Raw genomic sequence first — 17,999 nt, forward strand, 5'->3', positions numbered from 1 at the left:
CAACCGCGCCTCAGCGCCGCCGGTGAAGGGGGTTCTAGTACCACCACCCAAAACCCGCAAGCAGTTTTTTGAAGAAACGTCAGTTTTTTTTCATCCCCACATTTTCTCGTATAATATCAAATGGTTGATGCTGAATTTTTTGCGGCCGTCTAGCCACCTCAAGCTGAAAACCACTGTCGTGCGCCCTATCAAGGTTCAACATGTAGCGGTTGCCAAGACATCAGCCCCAAGAGGAAGATTCTCAGAGGCGATTCAGAGAGGCCACAAGGCATAGTCTCGGAGACCAAACCGTCAGATTCCCGCCATTCGCGGCCGCCGCGCACTCCGAAATTGATACCTATGCGTCGTCGGTAGAACCAAATTGGCCTCAAAACGTCGAAATCGACAAAATCGCGATTTCTCAAAGCGCCAAATCTCCCGGATTTCGACGCTCAAACTGCCTGATTTTTACGCACACCGCGAACCCGGAGGGCAAGGAGACCCAAAATCACGACGATATAGGCCAGAGGCTCTGGCTGAAGTCCCTTCACCAGCATCACGAAGTGCAATCCACCCAGCAAAATAGCGGGATAGACAAGCTTGTGCAGACGCCTCCAATCCGGGCCCAGACGCCTGATCGAATAATTGTTCGACGTCACCGCCAAGGGAACCAGCAACAGGAAGGCCAACATGCCGACCGTGATATAGGGCCGCTTGAGAATGTCCGCCCATATCTGACCGACGGCCTGCACATCCAAGAACAGCCAGACCGACAGATGCAGAACAACATAGAAGAAGGCCATCAAGCCAAGGGCGCGTCGAAACTTGAGCAGGTTCACTCCGGCGAACCGACGCAGCGGCGTCACCGCCAGCCCGGCGATCAACAGCTTAAGCGCCAGTTGTCCGTACTCATGTTCCAGTGCTTTGATCGGTTCAACGCCCAAGCCCCCGGTCAGGCCAAGATAAAACAGCCAGGGCGCAGGCAGGGCGCACAGTATATATACAGCTGCGAGGGGCGTTCGCCGCGCGAAGGCATTGATCCGATCTTTCAGCATCAGAAATTCGCAGTCAGGTCCATGCCATCGTATAGGCTGGCGACCTCATCGTAGCCGTTGAACTTCTGCGTCGGAACCTTGCGAGAAAAGAGCCCCCCGCCGATCCGACGTTCGCTGGCCTGAGACCAACGCGGATGATCCACATCGGGATTCACATTGCTGTAAAAGCCGTATTCGCGCGCATTCGCCTTGTTCCATGACGTAGGCGGCTGGGTGTCGGTCAAGCTAATCCGCACAACGGATTTGATAGACTTGAACCCGTATTTCCACGGCACCACCAACCGAAGCGGCGCACCGTTCTGGTTCGGCAGGGGTTTTCCATACAGCCCCGTTGCCATGATCGTCAGGGGATGCATCGCTTCGTCCAGACGCAACCCCTCGACATAGGGCCAGTCAAGTACGGGGAAGCGGGTGCCGGGCATCTCGTCAGGGCGCAGCGCGGTTTCGAAGGCCACGTATTTTGCGTCGGATTTGACGCCAGCCATGCTCAGCAGATCCGCAAGTTCAAATCCGTTCCATGGCACCACCATCGACCAGGCCTCGACGCAGCGGAAACGATAGATGCGCTCTTCCACCGTCATCTTGTCTATGATCCCAGCCAACGCATATTCACCGGGACGTTCGACAAGACCATCGATCTTTACCGTCCAGGGCGAGGTGGTCAGCATATGTGCGTTGCGGGCCGGATCTTCTTTGCCGGTTCCGAACTCATAGTAGTTGCAGTAGCTGGTGATCTCTTCAAAACTGTTGGGCTCTAGCCCTTCGGCCCGCGCTGGCGCAGCCAATCCGGAGATGGCCCCGGCGCCGATCCCAGCGATGATCTGGCGACGGTTCAGGAACACGCGCTCGGGCGTGATATCAGTGTGGGTCAGGTCGTTTATCCAGCGCTTGGCCATCCGGTCCTCCTTGGTGCCTCACGCCAAAGATAGGCAGGTACGCGCGCGCCTTCAAACCACGCCGTTTCACTTTGGCGTGGTATCCGTGAAACAAATACCTTGCTTTACATACGCTTCAGCGCCTGCTCGAACATCTGGTGGCCCCCGGTCAGATCGCCATCCAGCGCAACTGCGGGATAGAGCACGCTCATCTGCTCGGACGAGCCGTCGTCCTTGACCAGCCGGACGTGTTTGCGCCGCATCAGACGTGGTTCGGCAACTCCGACGGAATGCGCAATGGTCTCGACCTCTTTGATTATCGATTTGGCATAGCGCGCCACGCGCTTGTCCTTTTCCTCGACCACCAACCCGGCCTGAAGGCGCGGATCATGGGTGGTGATGCCTGTCGGGCAAGTGTTGCGGTTACACTTGAGCGCCTGAATGCAGCCAAGGCTGAACATGAAGCCACGCGCCGAGGTGACGATATCTGCCCCGGCGCAAATCGCCCATGCCACATCACCGGGGGCAATAAGCTTGCCGCTGGCAATGATCCGGATCCGATCATGCAGCCCGGCCAGATCACGCAGATCCACCATCCGCACCAAAGCCTCACGCAGAGGCATCCCGACAAGGTCCATCAGGGGCATCGGCGCCGCCCCGGTGCCACCTTCGCCACCATCGACGGTTATGAAATCCGGCGCATAATCGGTGCCGCGTTCACGGATCAGTTTGAAGAAATCGAACCACGGATCGGCCGAGCCCATACAGGTCTTGAACCCCACCGGCTTGCCCGTCACTTCGCGCACATGATGGATCAGGTCCAGTAACCCGTTGAAGTCGTCCACCTCGCTGTGGCGATTGGGGGAAATACTGGCCTTGCCCTCTTCGATCCCACGAATCTCGGCGATTTCTTTCGAGACCTTGGCCGCCGGAAGAATGCCCCCCTTGCCCGGCTTGGCCCCTTGGCTCAGCTTGATCTCGAACATCCTGACCTGAGGATGCGCCGCCACTTCGCGCAGCTTGACGTCGCTCAGATTGCCATCTTTGTCGCGCACGCCGTATTTCGCCGTGCCGATCTGAAAAACGATGTCGCATCCGCCCTCAAGGTGAAAAGGCGACAGCCCCCCTTCTCCGGTATTCATCCAGATGCCCGCCTCTTTCGCGCCCCGGCTCAGCGCGCGTACGGCAGGCTTAGACAGTGCGCCATATGACATCCCCGAAATGTTGAAGATCGAAGGCGCGGCAAAAGGGATTTTTGCGGTTGGCCCGATCACCATCGGTTCAGTCGCGCCAAATTGATCGTCCAACGGCGGAAAGACCGCATTCATGAAAATCGGCGTGCCCGGCACGTTCAAATTGCGCGTCGATCCAAAGGCAACCGTATTGCTTTCGCCCTTCGCCGCCCCGTCCACCCAGTTTCGCTGCGCGCGGTTAAAAGGCATCTCTTCGCGGTCCATGGCAAAGAAATACTGCCGAAAGAATTCACCAAGCTCGGTAAACAGGTGGCGAAAACGCCCGATGACCGGATAGTTGCGCCGGATCGCGTCACTGGTCTGCGTCCTGTCGATGATGAAAAACAATAGAGCCAATGCCGCGCCAGCGCCGATGAGGAAAACAAACAAGAGCGCCAGGTATTGCAAGGCAGCGGTTGCGTAGGTCATATTCACCCTCATGAATTCGTTGATTTACGTCAATGCTAATCAACCTGTGTACCTTACTGTGGCATTATCACGAATGATTAGGCAGCCTTTCTGCACAAATCGTGAAGGGGAGAGATATGAGAAAGATTTTAACCGCAGCGGCGCTGACCATCTTCGCAACCGCAGCATCGGCAGCCGATATGATCACCTATGACAGTGACCAGAGCTTCGACGATGTCGTCTTTGGTCTTGAGAACGCGATCATTGACCAGGGGTTGGTTATCGATTCCGTCAGCCATACCGGCGAAATGCTGGAACGCACCCGCGCCGACGTCGGCTCGGACGTCGTGTTGTTCGAACAGGCAGACGTCTTCAGCTTTTGCTCGGCCAAGCTTTCGCGCGAGGTGATGGAAGCCGATCCGATGAACATTGTCTTCTGTCCTTACGACATCTTTGTCATCGTGCGTCCTGAAACCCCGGAGGTCACGACCATCGGTTTCCGCACCTATCCCGAGGGCGCCATGAAGAAGATCGAGGCCTTGCTGGACGGAATCGCAAGAGCGGCTGTCGGCCTCGAATAAATCACGCGCATTCACGAAAATGCTATTGGAAATTGAGAAAGCGCGCGGCTTAGCGGGGTCGCGCCTTTCGTCAAGTTTGCTCGGCGGGAATCCCCCCTGATCCAACTGCTCATAGTCTCCGTAAGCTTTGGTAGATGTGACAGCCACATCGGCAACACTTACTAGGAGAACACACATGTTCCGCAGAACTTATCTTGCCTTGACTGCCGCAACCCTTCTGGCTGGCCCCGCTTTCGCCGGTGGCCATTCCATGGATATCGTTGATACCGCCGCAAACGCCGGCAGCTTTGAAACGCTGCTTGCCGCCGCAACGGCCGCCGACCTTGTGGATACGCTGAAAAGCGAAGGCCCCTTCACCGTTTTCGCCCCCACGGACGAAGCTTTTGCCGCGCTTCCCGAAGGCACAGTCGAAAACCTTCTGAAGCCTGAGAACAAGGACCAACTGGCGGCCATTCTGACCTATCACGTCATTGCTGGCAAAGTGATGTCGACCGATCTGTCGAACAACATGATGGCGACAACTGTACAGGGTGGTGATGTCACCATCATGACCGAAGGCGGCGTGACCGTCGACGGCGCCAATGTTGTGCAGGCCGACATCGAAGCCTCGAACGGTGTGATCCACGTGATCGACGCAGTAATCCTGCCGAAGTAAACGACGCGTTTTTGCGTTTCCGGGTCCGTCGTGCATCGCACGGCGGACTTTTTTTGTGGCCCGCAGAATTGGCCCTAAATTAACCACAATTTCTATCAAAACGTCGAATTGTTGAATTAGCTTTAAGCGGAGCCATCATGTTCGGCGACTACAAGAACAAAGCAAACGAGCGACAAACCTTTACCGCCCAATCAGAAGCCCCGGTGCAAACCGTTCTGGGAGAAACGACCAGCGACATCCTTTTCGGCAGCGACGGACCCGACAAGATCCGTGGTGGATACGGCAACGACGCGCTTTATGGTCTGCTCGGCGACGACGAGATCCGTGGCAACAACGGCCATGACAGCCTTTGGGGCGATGGCGGGAACGATTTCTTGCAGGCCGGCGCCGGCAACGATTTCCTGAGCGGCGGGATCGGTGATGACTGGCTGCGCGCGGGCAACGGCGACGACGAGGCCAATGGCGGCGATGGCAATGACTATGTCAATGGCGGTAACGGCAACGATCTGGTCATCGGCGAGGCTGGTGACGATCTGCTGATCGGTGGTCTCGGGCTGGACCTTTTACTGGGTGGCGACGGAAACGATACCGGTATCGGTGGCACAGGCGAAGATACCCTGTTCGGCGGTGCGGGACAGGACAGCCTGTCCGGCAACAGCGGCAACGATGTGCTGGACGGCGGTGACGACGCCGACTGGCTGCACGGCGGCTCGGGACATGACACGTTGTTGGGTGGCGCGGGCGATGATGCTCTACGGGGGGCCTCGGGCCACGACAGCCTGAACGGCGGCGAAGGCAATGACAGCCTTTGGGGCGGCACCCTGAACGATATCCTCGAAGGCGGCGAAGGCAACGACCTGCTGTTCGGTGAAAGCGGCCACGACACGCTGTCCGGCGGCACCGGCGATGATACCGTCTATGCTGGCACCGGGCATGATCTGGTGTTTGGCGATGCCGGTAACGACATTCTTTGGGGCAGTGCCGGGGACGATTTCCTTGTCGGCGGTGACGGCAATGACACCCTGAGGGGTGGCTTTGACGACGACACGCTCAACGGCGGCGCAGGCGACGACCTGCTGCAAGGAGGCTATGGGCAGGACAGCTTTGTCTTCGATGCCGGGTCCGGCATGGACACAATCGAAGGCTTCAGTTTCAGTTCTGACGAGATTGACCTGACCGCGCTGAACCTGTCCGGACCCGAGGCCCTGACCTTGACGGAAACGCCCGCGGGCCTTGAGATCGGGATCACCGCAGGGGATGTGATCCTGCTGGAACAAGTGACCTTGGATGACTTCAATCCCGGATCGATCCTGTTCTGACCTTCAGCACGTGCGCAAGCAAAAAGGCCCGCCAACTCTGGCGGGCCTTTTCAGTATCACAGCGACTTAGTGCACTACGGCGTCATCCGGTTTCGGCCGGTTCGTGGACCCTACCCGATCACCGATGATCAGACCTTCGGCCCCGACGCTCACCGGAACGGTGTCGCCATCGTTCACATCCCCGGACAACAGCATCTCTGCCAGCGGGTTCTGCAAGGCGCTCTGGATCACCCGCTTGAGCGGACGCGCCCCGAATACCGGGTCATAGCCTTCGTTGGCCAACCACTTGCGCGCGTCATCGTCAAGCTCCAGCCGGATCTTGCGGGCAGCAAGCCGTTTGAGCAGCCGGGCCATCTGGATATCGACAATACCGTCCATATCCTCGCGCTTGAGCCGATCAAAGATGATCGTCTCATCCAGACGGTTCAGGAACTCGGGGCGGAAATGTGCCCGCACCGCATCCATCACGTCACGCTTGGCCTGCGCACCATCGGCACCGTCAGGAAGCTGGCTAAGCGCCTGCGAGCCAAGGTTCGAGGTCAGCACGATCAGCGTCTGCTTGAAGTCGACCGTGCGGCCCTGACCATCGGTCAGCACACCATCGTCCAGAACCTGCAACAGCACGTTGAACACATCCGGGTGGGCCTTCTCAACCTCGTCGAACAGCACGACCTGATAGGGCCGACGCCGCACCGCCTCGGTCAGAACACCGCCTTCGTCATAGCCGACATAGCCCGGAGGCGCGCCGATCAGACGAGAGACCGAGTGTTTCTCCATGAACTCGGACATATCAATACGAACCATCGCATTGTCGTCGTCGAACAGGAACTCGGCCACGGCCTTGGTCAGCTCGGTCTTACCCACGCCGGTCGGCCCAAGGAAGAGGAACGAGCCAAGCGGCCGGTTCTCATCGTTCAGACCTGCGCGCGCACGGCGCACCGCATTGGCAACCGCCGTCACCGCCTGGTTCTGGCCGATCACCCGCTTGTGCAGGCCCGCTTCCATCCCCAGCAGCTTTTCACGCTCACCTTCCAGCATCTTGCCAGCCGGGATACCCGTCCAGCGTTCCACCACCGCGGCAATCTGATCCGGACGCACGGCCTCTTCGACCATGACGTCGTTGTCATCGCTCGCCTCGGCCTCGGCCAGTTGCTTTTCAAGCTGCGGGATCACGCCGTAAGACAGCTCACCCGCCTTGGCGAGATCGCCCTGACGCTTGGCCTGATCCAGTTGTGCCCGCGCATGATCAAGCTTTTCCTTGATGTCACGCGCACCGGCCAGCTTGTCTCGCTCGGCCTGCCAGCGGGCGGTCATCTCGGCAGAGTGTTCCTGAAGGTCGGCCAGATCCTTTTCCAGCTTGGTCAAACGGTCCTTGCTGGCCTGATCGTCCTCGGTCCGAAGGGCTTCGACCTCGATCTGCTTTTGCAGAATATCGCGGTCCAGCGCATCCAGTTCCTCGGGCTTGGAGTCCACTTCCATCCGCAAACGGCTGGCGGCTTCGTCCATCAGGTCGATGGCCTTGTCCGGCAGGAAACGATCGGTGATATAACGATGGCTCAGCGTTGCGGCTGCCACCAAGGCGCTGTCCGAGATCCGCACACCGTGGTGCAGCTCGTACTTTTCCTTGATACCGCGCAGGATGCTGATCGTATCCTCGACGGTGGGTTCTTCGACCATCACAGGCTGGAAGCGACGGGCAAGGGCCGCGTCCTTTTCAACATGCTTGCGGTATTCGTCCAGCGTCGTGGCGCCAACGCAGTGCAATTCACCCCGCGCCAAGGCAGGTTTCAGCAGGTTTGACGCATCCATCGCGCCGTCCGCCTTACCGGCGCCGACCAGCGTGTGCATTTCGTCGATGAACAGGATGACTTCGCCAGCGGCGGCCGTCACCTCGGACAAGATGGCCTTGAGCCGTTCTTCGAATTCACCGCGATACTTCGCGCCAGCAATCAGCGCCCCCATGTCCAAGGACAAAAGCCGTTTGTTGTGCAGACTTTCGGGCACGTCACCATTGACGATGCGCAGCGCCAAGCCTTCGGCAATCGCAGTCTTACCAACGCCGGGTTCGCCAATCAGCACCGGATTGTTCTTGGTCCGGCGCGACAGCACCTGCATGGTGCGGCGAATTTCTTCGTCACGACCGATGATCGGATCGATCTTGCCTTCGCGGGCGCGCTCGGTCAGGTCCATCGCGTATTTGTTGAGGGCGTCATAGCCTTCTTCGGCACTGGCCGAGTCAGCTGTGCGCCCCTTGCGCAGGTCGTTGATCGCCTCGTTCAGCTTCTGAGCGGTCACGCCGCCCGCATCCAGCGCCTCTTTGGCCGGGCTTTTGACCATGGCAAGTGCCATCAGCAGCCGTTCGACCGGGACAAAGCTGTCGCCCGCCTTGGTGGCCAGCTTTTCGGCCTCGTCCAGAACCTTGCCGGTGCCGGAATCCATGTAAATCTGCCCGGCGTCTCCGGTCACTTTGGGGATTTTGGCGACCTTGGTTTCCAGAACCTGCACCACTCGTGCGGCATCCCCGCCCGAGCGATTGATCAGGTTGCTTGCCATCCCCTGATCGTCGTCCATCACTGCCTTGAGCAGATGTTCGGGCGCCAATTTCTGGTGGCTTTCCCGCATTGCAATGGTCTGCGCAGCCTGAATGAACCCGCGCGACCGTTCCGTGAACTTCTCTAAGTTCATGGTGTTCTCCTTCCGTTTAAGCGCCCCGTGGATTTGGCCCGCGCCCGAATTGCGGCACGCAGGTCCGAAAGGGCCTCGGTCAAAAGATGGCGATTGGCCCGGGCCGCTTCAAGGGGCTGGCGTTGCACTTTTGCAACTCCCCCTACGTCCACCGATTCTTAAGCTCGTTCGAGGATACTCCACCGCCGAGGAGAACAAATATGTATGTAACAAGTATCGAAATTTCAGGGTTTCATGATGCCGCCCATGGCGGCGCCCACCACGGCGCGGTCTCGCTTGTGACTGACGGCAGGCGCCTGCAAATCCCGTTGACCGTTCCCCGTCGGGTTGAAGTGCTCAAAAGCCGCCACAGGTTGCGCCTGCTGGCGATGGCCCTGAAACGGGCGCGGCAGATGCCGGAATACCTTGAGGGCGAAGAAATCCTCTTTGCCCCGGGCATTCTCCCCTATGGGCTGACACAGGTGGACTTGACGCGCCCCGTGCGGGCACCCAAAAGCAGGGGAACCCCAGCTTAGGAAAGATGCCCCATGTCTGATGACCGCCTGATCGTTGCGCTTGACGTCCCCTCTGCCATCGAAGGCCTGCACATGGCCAGCGCCTTGGGCGACACGGTATCGTTTTACAAGATCGGGCTTGGCATGCTGACCGGCGGCGGGCTGGCCTTGGCGAATGAGCTGAAGCAAGATTTTGGCAAGCGTATCTTTCTGGACATGAAGCTGTTTGATATCGGCGCCACGGTCGAAGCGGCGGTGCGCGGGCTGGCGCAGTTCGATCTGGATTTCCTGACCGTTCATGGCGATCCCTACGTGGTGCGCGCGGCGAAAGAAGGGGCCGCTGGCAAGGATCTGAAAATTCTCGCAGTGACGATCCTGACCTCGCTTGACCGCGCCGATCTGGACGCCGCGCTGATCCGACCCGGTGACATCCCCGAGCTTGTGACCACCCGCGCCGCCCGCGCGTTCGAGGCCGGGGCCGATGGCGTCATTGCCTCTCCGAACGAGGCCGCGCTGATCCGCGCCCTGCCAGAGGCCGAGGGAAAGCTGATCGTCACCCCCGGCGTCCGGCCCGTCGGTACCGACAAGGGCGACCAAAAGCGTATTGCCACGCCGGCAAATGCGGTTGCCGCAGGGGCCGATCATATCGTTGTCGGCCGTCCCATTCACATGGCCGCCGATCCTAAGGCCGCGGCGCAGTCCATCGTAGACGAATTGCGCTCGCCCCAGGCCAAGCAACCGAATATCGGCTGACCGCCGGGAATAGGCGGACTTCCGCACAGCGCGCCGGAGAAAGGGGACACAGCTTCGTGAGCCCTCTTCTCCTGACGGAACCTTATGCCCATCTGAGAGTTATCCACAGGACAGCCAGTCCCAAAGGTAGGATACAGGAGGCAGAGAGATGTCGCGCAGTAAAACAGAAATCGGTGAAATCCGTTACAATCCGGCAGAGCAAAGCTTTGAGGCTTTGGTGACGTTCCACGGAACAACCGGCACGCGCCGTATCGCAACCAGTTTCCGCGCCCCGCTGACCGCCGAATTCGACGTCGTCAGCAAAGGTTTGCTAAAGGCCGCGATGGCCCGCATCAATCGCTCTGACCAGATGAAATCGCGTCTGGAAAAAGCGCCTGCCCCGATGCCCAAACCGCTGCAAGGCGGGTTTGATTGGCAGGCCCTTCTACACGGCAGCCGCGCTGCCTGAGTTTTCCTGGCCTGAGCTGATCACCCGCACGGGCCAAACCGAACACCGTCCTTGATCAACGTCCCCCGAACAAGGGCGGTTCACTGGCCGGGGCGCTCTGCGCTCCGGCCTTTGATATATGCGCGCAGGATGTCCCGGAAATGCGGGATTGCCGTCGCATCCCCGACAAACGACGCAGGCGCCATGGCCTGCCAGCCCTGCCCTTCATCGCCAAAGCGGATGTCGCCCAGAATCCCCCCCGGAAGATGGGCCGCAAAAAACCAGGTCACGGCATTCCCCGTGTCACGCAAATGCGCCAGCCTTAAGCTGTCCGCAGGGACATCCAGGCCAATCTCTTCGCGGGTTTCGCGCAGCGCGCAGGCGACCGGACTTTCATTTCCCTCGCGCCCACCACCCGGAAAATCCAGACACCCCGGCCACACCAGCCCCGGCGCGAAGTCGCGGCGCAGCGCGACGATCTGATCCCCCGCGAACAGCATCAGCTTGGCCCCAAGAAATTCGCGATGTGGATCACTCATGGCGCGCCCTTTCGCTTCGCTGTAGACTGGCCCCATGCCCGCATTGTGCCGCGATTGTCTGACCAGCTTTGATTCCGGGTCCCGTTGCCCGGAGTGCAAGCGCCCGCGTGTCATCAATCACGATGAGCTATGGGATCTGTCCATCGCCCACATGGATTGTGACGCCTTTTATGCCAGCGTGGAAAAGCGCGACAACCCGGAACTTGCCGACAAACCCGTGATCATCGGCGGCGGACGGCGGGGCGTCGTCTCGACCGCTTGCTACATTGCGCGCATTCGCGGCGTACGCTCGGCCATGCCGATGTTCAAGGCGCTGCAACTTTGCCCCGACGCGGTGGTGATCAAACCGCGCATGTCTGCCTATGCCGAGGCCTCCAAGGCGATCCGCGCGATGATGGAGGATCTGACCCCCGCCATTGAACCGTTGTCTCTGGACGAGGCTTTTCTGGACCTGACCGGCACCACCCGTCTGCACGGTGCGCCGCCCGCAGTAATGCTGGCGCGGCTGGTCAAACGGATGAAGGATGAACTGGGGCTGACAGGCTCGATCGGGCTGGCGCACAACAAGTTTTTGGCCAAGATCGCATCGGATCTTGATAAACCGCGCGGTTTTTCCGTAATCGGCAAGGCCGAAACCGAAGCTTTCCTGCGGCCGAAATCCGTCCGGATGATCTGGGGCGTTGGCAGTGCGGGTCAGGAGCAGTTGGACAAGGCCGGTATCCGCACATTTGATGACCTGCTGCGCTGGGACCGCCGCGATCTGAACACGCGGTTCGGCAGCATGGGTGAACGATTGTGGCATCTCGCGCGCGGACAGGACAAACGGCGCGTAACGCGCAATGCGCCGATGAAGTCCATCTCGAACGAGACGACGTTTTTCGAGGATACCGCCGATACCGATATTCTGGACGGCCATCTTTGGCGCATGTCGGAAAAGGTGGCCGATCGCGCCAAGGCCAAGGGGCTGGCCGGGCGCGTCGTGACGCTGAAAGTCAAACGCAGGGATTTCCGGTTAATCACCCGGCGCACCTCTCTGCCCGAACCGACACAGATCGCAGACCGGATTTACCGCACGGTCCGTTTGCTGTTTGACCAAGTGCAGGATCAGGGACCTTTTCGCCTGATCGGGGCCGGCATCTCTGATCTGGTGCCTGAAGATCAAGCGGATCGCCTGCCCGATCTACTTGATCCGCAGGCTGCCCAGAGGGCGCAAGCCGAACGCGCCACGGACAGCCTGCGCGCCAAGTTCGGCGAAGGTGTTATCCTCAAGGGTCGCGCCCTGAGGTGACTTGGCGATCTTTACGCCCTGTTAGCGAATGTCTGGCATCGTCCGCTGAAAAATGACGATGGATCCAGCAAATGACTGAAACCGCGCTTGAACAACAATTGACCAAAGCTTTGGCCGCACACAATCGTTGGAAGTTGCGGCTCAAAACGGCGATCAACGTCGGCAAATTCGATCAATCCGTCGAGGATGTGCAACGCTGCGACATTTGCGAATTTGGCAAATGGATCGAAGGTGACGAGGTACCTGCCAGTTTGAAAGGCGGCAAACCCTATCAGGTCACCCGGCAGTTGCATCGCGAATTTCACAAGGCCGCCGCCGTGGTCATCAACCACGCCACCAATGGCCGCGCCGAACGGGCGCAGGAGGTGATGGAAGGAGCCTATGCAGAACGTACCGAAAAACTGACCCGCGCCATCACGCGCTGGCGGTCAGAAATTCAAACCTGACGGTCCCTACAAAAGCGCGTCTTCCTCGCCCTGAACATCATAGCCCAAAGCTTCCAGCCCAGCCTCGAGGTTGTCGGCAAGATGCGGGGTTCCGATCAGATAGTCCGATGTCGGAGTGGAGGCTTCGGCATAGGCGGTTGCGTAGGCCTCTTCGAATTCTTCGGCGTCAAAAGCATCACGTCCGACCCACATGACTGCGACCAGCGCGGCCTGTTCCTCTTCGTCCATGCGGTCAATCAGGGCGCGCAACTCTCCTTCTGCGCGGTCCAACTCCCGCGCCATCACGATGACGGCCGCCACTTTCCGAACACTGATCTTTTCCATGTCGCGTCTCCTTAGGTATTCGCCCAAGGATCATGCCGCACAGTGCGCCTGCCCACCTTGATCTTACGCAAACAGCCGATAGTACAACCAATCCGGCAAAAACTGCCCCAGACGGAACACAAGGCTGAATCCAAAGGGAAAAGAGCGTTTGAAGCGGTCCGAGGACATATGCTCAAAACAAATCTGCGCCGCGTCTTCCGGCTCCATCAGGAACGGCATTTTGAAATCGTTCTTTTCCGTCAACCGGGTCCGGATGAAACCGGGGTTCAACAACTGGACTTCGACCCCCGTCTTGCGAAGATCCGCAAACAAGGATTCGGCAAGCGCCATGACCCCAGCCTTGGACGATGTGTAGGGCGCGGAATCTGGCAGGCCGCGAAACCCGGACAGCGAACCGGTCAGGACAATGTGGCCTTTGTCGCGAGCCACGAACCCGGGCAAAACCGTGCCCATCAAGGCCATTGCCCCTGCGAAATTGACCTGTGCCATCGTGTTGGCTTGTTCGGCATTCCAATCCATCGCGCCAAAAGGCCAGTAGACCCCGGCCATTTGAACCACACCGTCGATCTCGCCAATCTCACCAGCGACACGCGCCAAAGCCGCGCTGTCCGTTACATCAACGGGAGCGATACGGGACTTGCCGGGAAGGTCTGCGGCCAACCGCTCCAGTCCCTCGGCGGACCGCGCCGACAGAATGACTTCGCATCCTGCCGCGTTCAGCCGCCGGGCCAGAGCCGCGCCCAATCCTTCGGATGCCCCGACCAGCCAGTACCGCTTGCCAACCCAATCTCTCACGCCGCTTCAACCTTTCGCATCGTGGCGACCAATTCCGCCACCTTGAACCCATATTTGCGAAACTGACTGCGGTTCACGATGGTTCCATTCGGCGTCAAATACATCCAGTCGAGGGTATCCAGAACATGGCCGCCAGAATCATCAGGCAGGCGGATGCGATACCGCAGGTTGACCGAGCCACCGCGTTGCGCGCCTTTCCCTTCGCCTACAAGATCCGGCGCGGTGGCCTTGATACCGCCGTCATTGCTCAGCACCAGCGCCCATTCGCGATGCTGTTCCTTACCGCTCTCATAGCGGAAGTGTTCGTGCATTACGCCACGGTTGCCATCCCACTGCACATGAAAATCACCAACGAAGCGCGACGTCACACGACCCGTCGGTCCATAGATGACGCCTTCACAAATCAGCGGTCCGTCAAGATGAGTGCGCAAATCGAATTGCTGTGTGCTATCCGCATAGTCTTCCGGCTTTTGCGCCGAAAAACTGAAGAAGCGCGTGCGCAGCCAAACCAGGCCAAAGACGATAACCGCGCCGAGCGCCACGAACAAAGCATCGGTCATCCGTTTGCCTCCTTGATTGAAGCACTTACAGCTTGCTTTGGCGGCGCGGGTCTGTCGCGATACCGTGCGCCCTTGATCCGCAGTTTCAAAGCCTGCCAAAAGATCAGCGCCAACACTCGGCGGGCGCCAAATGGGCGTCGAACCATAGCCCAGAGAATGGCCCGATTGGTCAAAGCTGTACGTTCGCCACAAAGCGTTGCGATCACGCCTCCGTCGCCGTGGCTGAAATCAATCCAGATGCCGATACGCTCCGCGCCAATATCAAAGCGAAAAACATAGTCACCCGCGATCGGCTGAAATGGCGAAACGTGGAATATCTTTTGCGCCTTTATGCGATCTTCGCGCGTGATCGGCCGCCCGCCCGGAAGCGCACAAAGGTACGAATGCCGATCCCCAAAGGTGTTCGTCACCTCGGCGATCACAGCGATCATCTGCCCTTGGCTGTCATGAGCCAGCCAGAAGGATACCGGGTTGAAAACATGTCCCAGAACCTTGGGCTGCGCCAACAACAACAGCGGCCCATCGGCGCGGATCTGATGCGCCTGCAAGACCTCGCGCGCCCAGACAGCCCCGCACCCCTGCTTCGGCGCGCCGCCATGATCCCTGTCCTGAACCGAGCTCAGGTTGCGCCCGTTCCGGGAAAACAGGGTCGGCGTTTTGACATCGGCCTCAGCATCCAGCAACACATAGTCGATGGCATAGCGAAAGGCATTCTCAACAGCCCCTTTTCGGCCATGGTAGGTGTGGCCCGCGATATGATCGACCTGCATGGTCATGCTGCCCGCACCGGCTGGGCAAGACGGGCCGTCAATGCTTCAGCGACGTCAACAGCGCTGGACAAGCCATCCTCGTGGAAGCCATTCTTCATCCATGCCCCGCAAAACCATGTGTTGTTTGTACCGTTTATTTGCGCCGCCAGTTTTTGACCTTCCAGCGCCGCAAGGTCATAGACCGGATGCCGCAAAGTGACTTCGTCATGGATCAGGTCTTCGCGGATCGCACGGGTCGAGTTGAGCGTGACGAAAAGAGGATCGTCCTTGGGGATGGGTTGCAGGCAATTCATCCAATAGGTCAGATCGATTTGGTTCATCTCTTTGCGGGTCGTTTCGGTGTAGTTCCACGACGACCAAACCGCCTTGCGCTTGGGCATGATCGACGTATCAGAATGCAGCACGATGCTGTTGGGTTGGTAGCCCACCGAACTCAGCGCCTTTTGCTCGTCGGCACTGGCATCATCGAGCATACGCAGGCTGTCGTCCGAATGCGTTGCAAAAATGACCTCGTCATAGTGTTCCCATTCGCCGCCCTTGGCCTTGATCGCGACTGAACCGGCTTCGCGCCGCACAGCGTCGACCGGGCAGTTCAGCCGTATGGCCACATCTTGCTTTTTCAGCGCGTCCTCCAGCCGTCGGACATATTCGACCGAGCCGCCTTGCACCGTATACCACTGATGCTGCCCGGTATGGTGCAGCAGAGCATGATTTTCGAAAAACTGGACCAACGCCCGCGCCGGAAAGTCGAGGATTTTCTCTGTTGGCGTCGACCAGATCGCACCCGAAAGCGGCAGCAGATAATACCGGCGAAACCAGTCCCCCATGTTTAACTGATCCAGAAATGCCCCCAAAGGGATCTCCGGATCCTGTGCTGCGCCCGCCGCTTGGGCGTTGAAGCGGGTTATGTCGCGGATCATGCCCCAGAACTTGGGTTTCGCCAGATTGCTCTTTTGAGCGAATACGGCGCGCATATCGCGCAAACCGTACTCCATGGCGCCACCGCGCAAGCTGGCGGAAAAACTCATGTCCGATTTCGCAACGGGCACTTCCAACCGCTCGAACATCGCGCAGAGATGCGGGTAATTGGCGCGGTTGAACACGATGAACCCAGTATCCACAGGCTGATCCCCGCGTTTCCCCGCCATGATAGTCCGGGCGTGCCCGCCAAGGCGCGGCTCGGCCTCATACACCGTGACCTTGTGATCGTCGGCCAGCATCAGCGCCGCGCCCAGCCCTGATATCCCAGCGCCGATAATGGCTATGTTGCGCGGCGCTGTGGGGCGGGCTTCAAAGGGCATGCAGTTCACCTGACGTTTGTTTTGTTTCAAACAATCTACGGATGGCGGCCCTGTTTGGATGAGAAAAGCCAAGAATTTTTTGATCCGACCCAGCAGTGCCCGCGTAACAGGTGTATGTTTGGTCAGATAGACATCATTGAGATCCGCGACTCTGTGCCTGTTGATAATGGGTTCACGGCAAGCGAAGTCTTGGTGAAACGACAGAAAAACAAGGCGAAACATGTGAAGGAAAATGAGGGCGAAAAAACGCCGGAGTGGAGCGACTGCATCGCACGGATTCGCGATCACCGCGATGAGATGGCCTTTGTTGAGCTGTTTCAGCACTTCGCCCCAAGGGTGAAGGGCTTTTTGATGCGGTCCGGCGCAGATGCAACTCTGGCAGAAGAGTGCGTTCAGGACGTCATGGCCACGATCTGGAGAAAGGCCGCTCAGTTCGATCCATCGCGGGCCTCGGTCTCGACATGGATTTTCACCATCGCGCGGAATCGCAAGATCGATCACCTGCGCAAACAACGTCGACCCGAACCCGAAGAATTAACCTGGGGTCCGGACGCAGAACCCGATCAGGCTGACGTGATTGGCCTGCAACAGGAAACGGAACAACTTGGGGCCGCGATCGCTGCCCTGCCCGAAAAACAGCGGGAATTGATCGAGAAAGCCTATTTTGGCGACCTTACCCACTCCGAGATTGCGGAAGCCACCGGGCTGCCGCTTGGCACGATCAAGTCCCGTATCAGATTGGCGTTGGATCGCCTGCGCCACACAATGAGCCAGAAGTAAAATGACACAAAGCATCACACATCACCTGACCGACGCCCTTATCATGGGGTATTCTGCTGGCACGCTGCCCGAAGCGGTCAACCTGATCGTCGCCACGCATGTTTCGCTTTGCGATGAATGCCGGGCCGCTGTCGAGGCGCATGATGCTGTGGGCGGAGGGTTGATCGAAGAATGCGCCCCGGCCGCAGTGTCGAAAGACTGCCTTTCGCAAGTAATGTCGCTGATACGCGACGAGCCCGCCCCGGTTGCTGCTCAGGTGCCCGTCGATCCGGCCATACCGGCGCCGTTGCGCGATTATGTTGGCACGTCGCTTGCAGACGTGAAATGGCGTCCTGTCGGGATGGGCGTGAAGCAAGCCGTGCTGAGAACCTCGTCCGAGGCGACGGCGCGGTTGCTTTTCATACCGGCCGGCACCGCTGTGCCGGACCATGGCCACAACGGGCTGGAACTTACGTTGGTCTTGCAAGGCGCTTTTCGCGACGAAGACGGATACTTCCGCCGTGGCGACATCGAAGTGGCAAGCGAAGCCGTGAACCACACGCCGATCGCTGACATTTCAGAGGATTGTATCTGCCTTGCCGTGACCGATGCACCCTTGCGGTTCAAAGGGCTCTTGCCGCGACTGGCGCAACCCTTCCTGGGAATCTGAAAGGCAAAGGCGTCAGTCGCACTTGTCGACTTAGCGCCAACCGCTGAAAAGAACTGGACATTGATGCGCCCGGGATGGTCCTGC

General features: G+C 59.0%; 21 protein-coding genes. 11 read left to right on the top strand and 10 right to left on the bottom strand.

What is annotated here, in order from left to right:
• Positions 1–274: hypothetical protein (locus ACOYQJ_RS18095; protein WP_422907405.1), on the top strand; the 274-nt coding region annotated here is incomplete at its 5' end.
• A gap of 157 nt (positions 275–431) precedes the next feature.
• Here ACOYQJ_RS18095 and msrQ read toward each other — a convergent pair.
• The 3 genes from msrQ to ACOYQJ_RS18110 form a co-directional block, all read right to left on the bottom strand.
• Positions 432–1,034 carry a protein-methionine-sulfoxide reductase heme-binding subunit MsrQ gene (msrQ, locus tag ACOYQJ_RS18100; protein ID WP_422907406.1) on the bottom strand — a complete coding sequence of 201 codons (603 nt, stop codon included), beginning with the start codon at positions 1,032–1,034 and terminating at the stop codon, positions 432–434.
• Positions 1,034–1,930, bottom strand: coding sequence for a protein-methionine-sulfoxide reductase catalytic subunit MsrP (gene msrP / locus ACOYQJ_RS18105; protein ID WP_422907407.1), 897 nt, complete (start codon positions 1,928–1,930; stop codon positions 1,034–1,036). Before msrP ends, msrQ begins: the two co-directional genes overlap by 1 nt.
• 104 nt (positions 1,931–2,034) lie before the next feature.
• Positions 2,035–3,570 carry an FMN-binding glutamate synthase family protein gene (locus tag ACOYQJ_RS18110; protein WP_422907408.1) on the bottom strand — a complete coding sequence of 512 codons (1,536 nt, stop codon included), beginning with the start codon at positions 3,568–3,570 and terminating at the stop codon, positions 2,035–2,037.
• A 116-nt stretch (positions 3,571–3,686) separates the two neighbouring features.
• Here ACOYQJ_RS18110 and ACOYQJ_RS18115 point away from each other — a divergent pair, with 116 nt between their 5' ends.
• From ACOYQJ_RS18115 to ACOYQJ_RS18125, 3 genes are all read left to right on the top strand, one after another.
• On the top strand, positions 3,687–4,130 hold the full coding sequence (locus tag ACOYQJ_RS18115; protein WP_422907409.1) for a DUF302 domain-containing protein: 444 nt from the start codon (positions 3,687–3,689) through the stop codon (positions 4,128–4,130).
• A 175-nt stretch (positions 4,131–4,305) separates the two neighbouring features.
• Positions 4,306–4,785, top strand: a complete 480-nt coding sequence (locus tag ACOYQJ_RS18120) for a fasciclin domain-containing protein (RefSeq protein ID WP_422907410.1) — start codon at positions 4,306–4,308, stop codon at positions 4,783–4,785.
• A gap of 137 nt (positions 4,786–4,922) precedes the next feature.
• Complete coding sequence (locus tag ACOYQJ_RS18125; RefSeq protein WP_422907411.1) at positions 4,923–6,104, top strand: calcium-binding protein; 1,182 nt, start codon at positions 4,923–4,925, stop codon at positions 6,102–6,104.
• A 66-nt stretch (positions 6,105–6,170) separates the two neighbouring features.
• Here ACOYQJ_RS18125 and clpB read toward each other — a convergent pair whose 3' ends face one another.
• Entirely contained in the window at positions 6,171–8,789 is a 2,619-nt protein-coding gene (gene clpB, locus ACOYQJ_RS18130) for an ATP-dependent chaperone ClpB (protein ID WP_422907412.1), read from the bottom strand.
• A 200-nt stretch (positions 8,790–8,989) separates the two neighbouring features.
• On the opposite strand from clpB, the gene ACOYQJ_RS18135 reads away from it, so the two are divergent.
• From ACOYQJ_RS18135 to ACOYQJ_RS18145, 3 genes are all read left to right on the top strand, one after another.
• The gene (locus ACOYQJ_RS18135; protein WP_422907413.1) at positions 8,990–9,304 is read left to right on the top strand and encodes a hypothetical protein; all 315 of its coding nucleotides are present in this window, start codon (positions 8,990–8,992) and stop codon (positions 9,302–9,304) included.
• 12 nt (positions 9,305–9,316) lie between these two features.
• Complete coding sequence (gene pyrF, locus ACOYQJ_RS18140) at positions 9,317–10,036, top strand: orotidine-5'-phosphate decarboxylase (RefSeq protein ID WP_422907414.1); 720 nt, start codon at positions 9,317–9,319, stop codon at positions 10,034–10,036.
• A gap of 148 nt (positions 10,037–10,184) precedes the next feature.
• The gene (locus ACOYQJ_RS18145) at positions 10,185–10,484 is read left to right on the top strand and encodes a hypothetical protein (protein ID WP_422907415.1); all 300 of its coding nucleotides are present in this window, start codon (positions 10,185–10,187) and stop codon (positions 10,482–10,484) included.
• An 80-nt stretch (positions 10,485–10,564) separates the two neighbouring features.
• On the opposite strand, the gene ACOYQJ_RS18150 is transcribed toward ACOYQJ_RS18145, so the two are convergent.
• Positions 10,565–11,002, bottom strand: coding sequence for an NUDIX domain-containing protein (locus ACOYQJ_RS18150; protein ID WP_422907416.1), 438 nt, complete (start codon positions 11,000–11,002; stop codon positions 10,565–10,567).
• A 34-nt stretch (positions 11,003–11,036) separates the two neighbouring features.
• Between ACOYQJ_RS18150 and ACOYQJ_RS18155 the strand changes: the two genes are divergently transcribed.
• Together ACOYQJ_RS18155 and ACOYQJ_RS18160 are read left to right on the top strand one after the other, a co-directional pair.
• On the top strand, positions 11,037–12,290 hold the full coding sequence (locus ACOYQJ_RS18155) for a DNA polymerase IV (protein WP_422907417.1): 1,254 nt from the start codon (positions 11,037–11,039) through the stop codon (positions 12,288–12,290).
• 71 nt (positions 12,291–12,361) lie between these two features.
• Positions 12,362–12,736, top strand: coding sequence for a CZB domain-containing protein (locus tag ACOYQJ_RS18160; protein ID WP_422907418.1), 375 nt, complete (start codon positions 12,362–12,364; stop codon positions 12,734–12,736).
• Between the two features lie 6 nt (positions 12,737–12,742).
• On the opposite strand, the gene ACOYQJ_RS18165 is transcribed toward ACOYQJ_RS18160, so the two are convergent.
• From ACOYQJ_RS18165 to ACOYQJ_RS18185, 5 genes are all read right to left on the bottom strand, one after another.
• A complete protein-coding gene (locus ACOYQJ_RS18165; protein WP_422907419.1) occupies positions 12,743–13,060 on the bottom strand; it encodes a DUF3775 domain-containing protein in 318 nt (105 codons plus the stop codon).
• A 63-nt stretch (positions 13,061–13,123) separates the two neighbouring features.
• Entirely contained in the window at positions 13,124–13,855 is a 732-nt protein-coding gene (locus tag ACOYQJ_RS18170) for an SDR family NAD(P)-dependent oxidoreductase (RefSeq protein ID WP_422907420.1), read from the bottom strand.
• Positions 13,852–14,415, bottom strand: a complete 564-nt coding sequence (locus tag ACOYQJ_RS18175) for a DUF3833 family protein (protein ID WP_422907421.1) — start codon at positions 14,413–14,415, stop codon at positions 13,852–13,854. The genes ACOYQJ_RS18170 and ACOYQJ_RS18175 overlap by 4 nt, the downstream gene beginning before the upstream one ends.
• Positions 14,412–15,191 (bottom strand): DUF1365 domain-containing protein, encoded by a 780-nt coding sequence (locus ACOYQJ_RS18180; RefSeq protein ID WP_422907422.1) that lies wholly within the window; start codon positions 15,189–15,191, stop codon positions 14,412–14,414. Before ACOYQJ_RS18180 ends, ACOYQJ_RS18175 begins: the two co-directional genes overlap by 4 nt.
• On the bottom strand, positions 15,188–16,486 hold the full coding sequence (locus ACOYQJ_RS18185; RefSeq protein WP_422907423.1) for an NAD(P)/FAD-dependent oxidoreductase: 1,299 nt from the start codon (positions 16,484–16,486) through the stop codon (positions 15,188–15,190). The genes ACOYQJ_RS18180 and ACOYQJ_RS18185 overlap by 4 nt, the downstream gene beginning before the upstream one ends.
• 114 nt (positions 16,487–16,600) lie before the next feature.
• Here ACOYQJ_RS18185 and ACOYQJ_RS18190 point away from each other — a divergent pair, with 114 nt between their 5' ends.
• Entirely contained in the window at positions 16,601–17,266 is a 666-nt protein-coding gene (locus tag ACOYQJ_RS18190; protein ID WP_422907500.1) for a sigma-70 family RNA polymerase sigma factor, read from the top strand.
• A 1-nt stretch (position 17,267) separates the two neighbouring features.
• Entirely contained in the window at positions 17,268–17,915 is a 648-nt protein-coding gene (locus ACOYQJ_RS18195) for a ChrR family anti-sigma-E factor (RefSeq protein ID WP_422907424.1), read from the top strand.
• Positions 17,916–17,999 lie beyond the last annotated feature (84 nt).

The sequence above is a fragment of the Pacificoceanicola algae genome (assembly GCF_049341065.1).
Lineage (GTDB): Bacteria > Pseudomonadota > Alphaproteobacteria > Rhodobacterales > Rhodobacteraceae > Pacificoceanicola.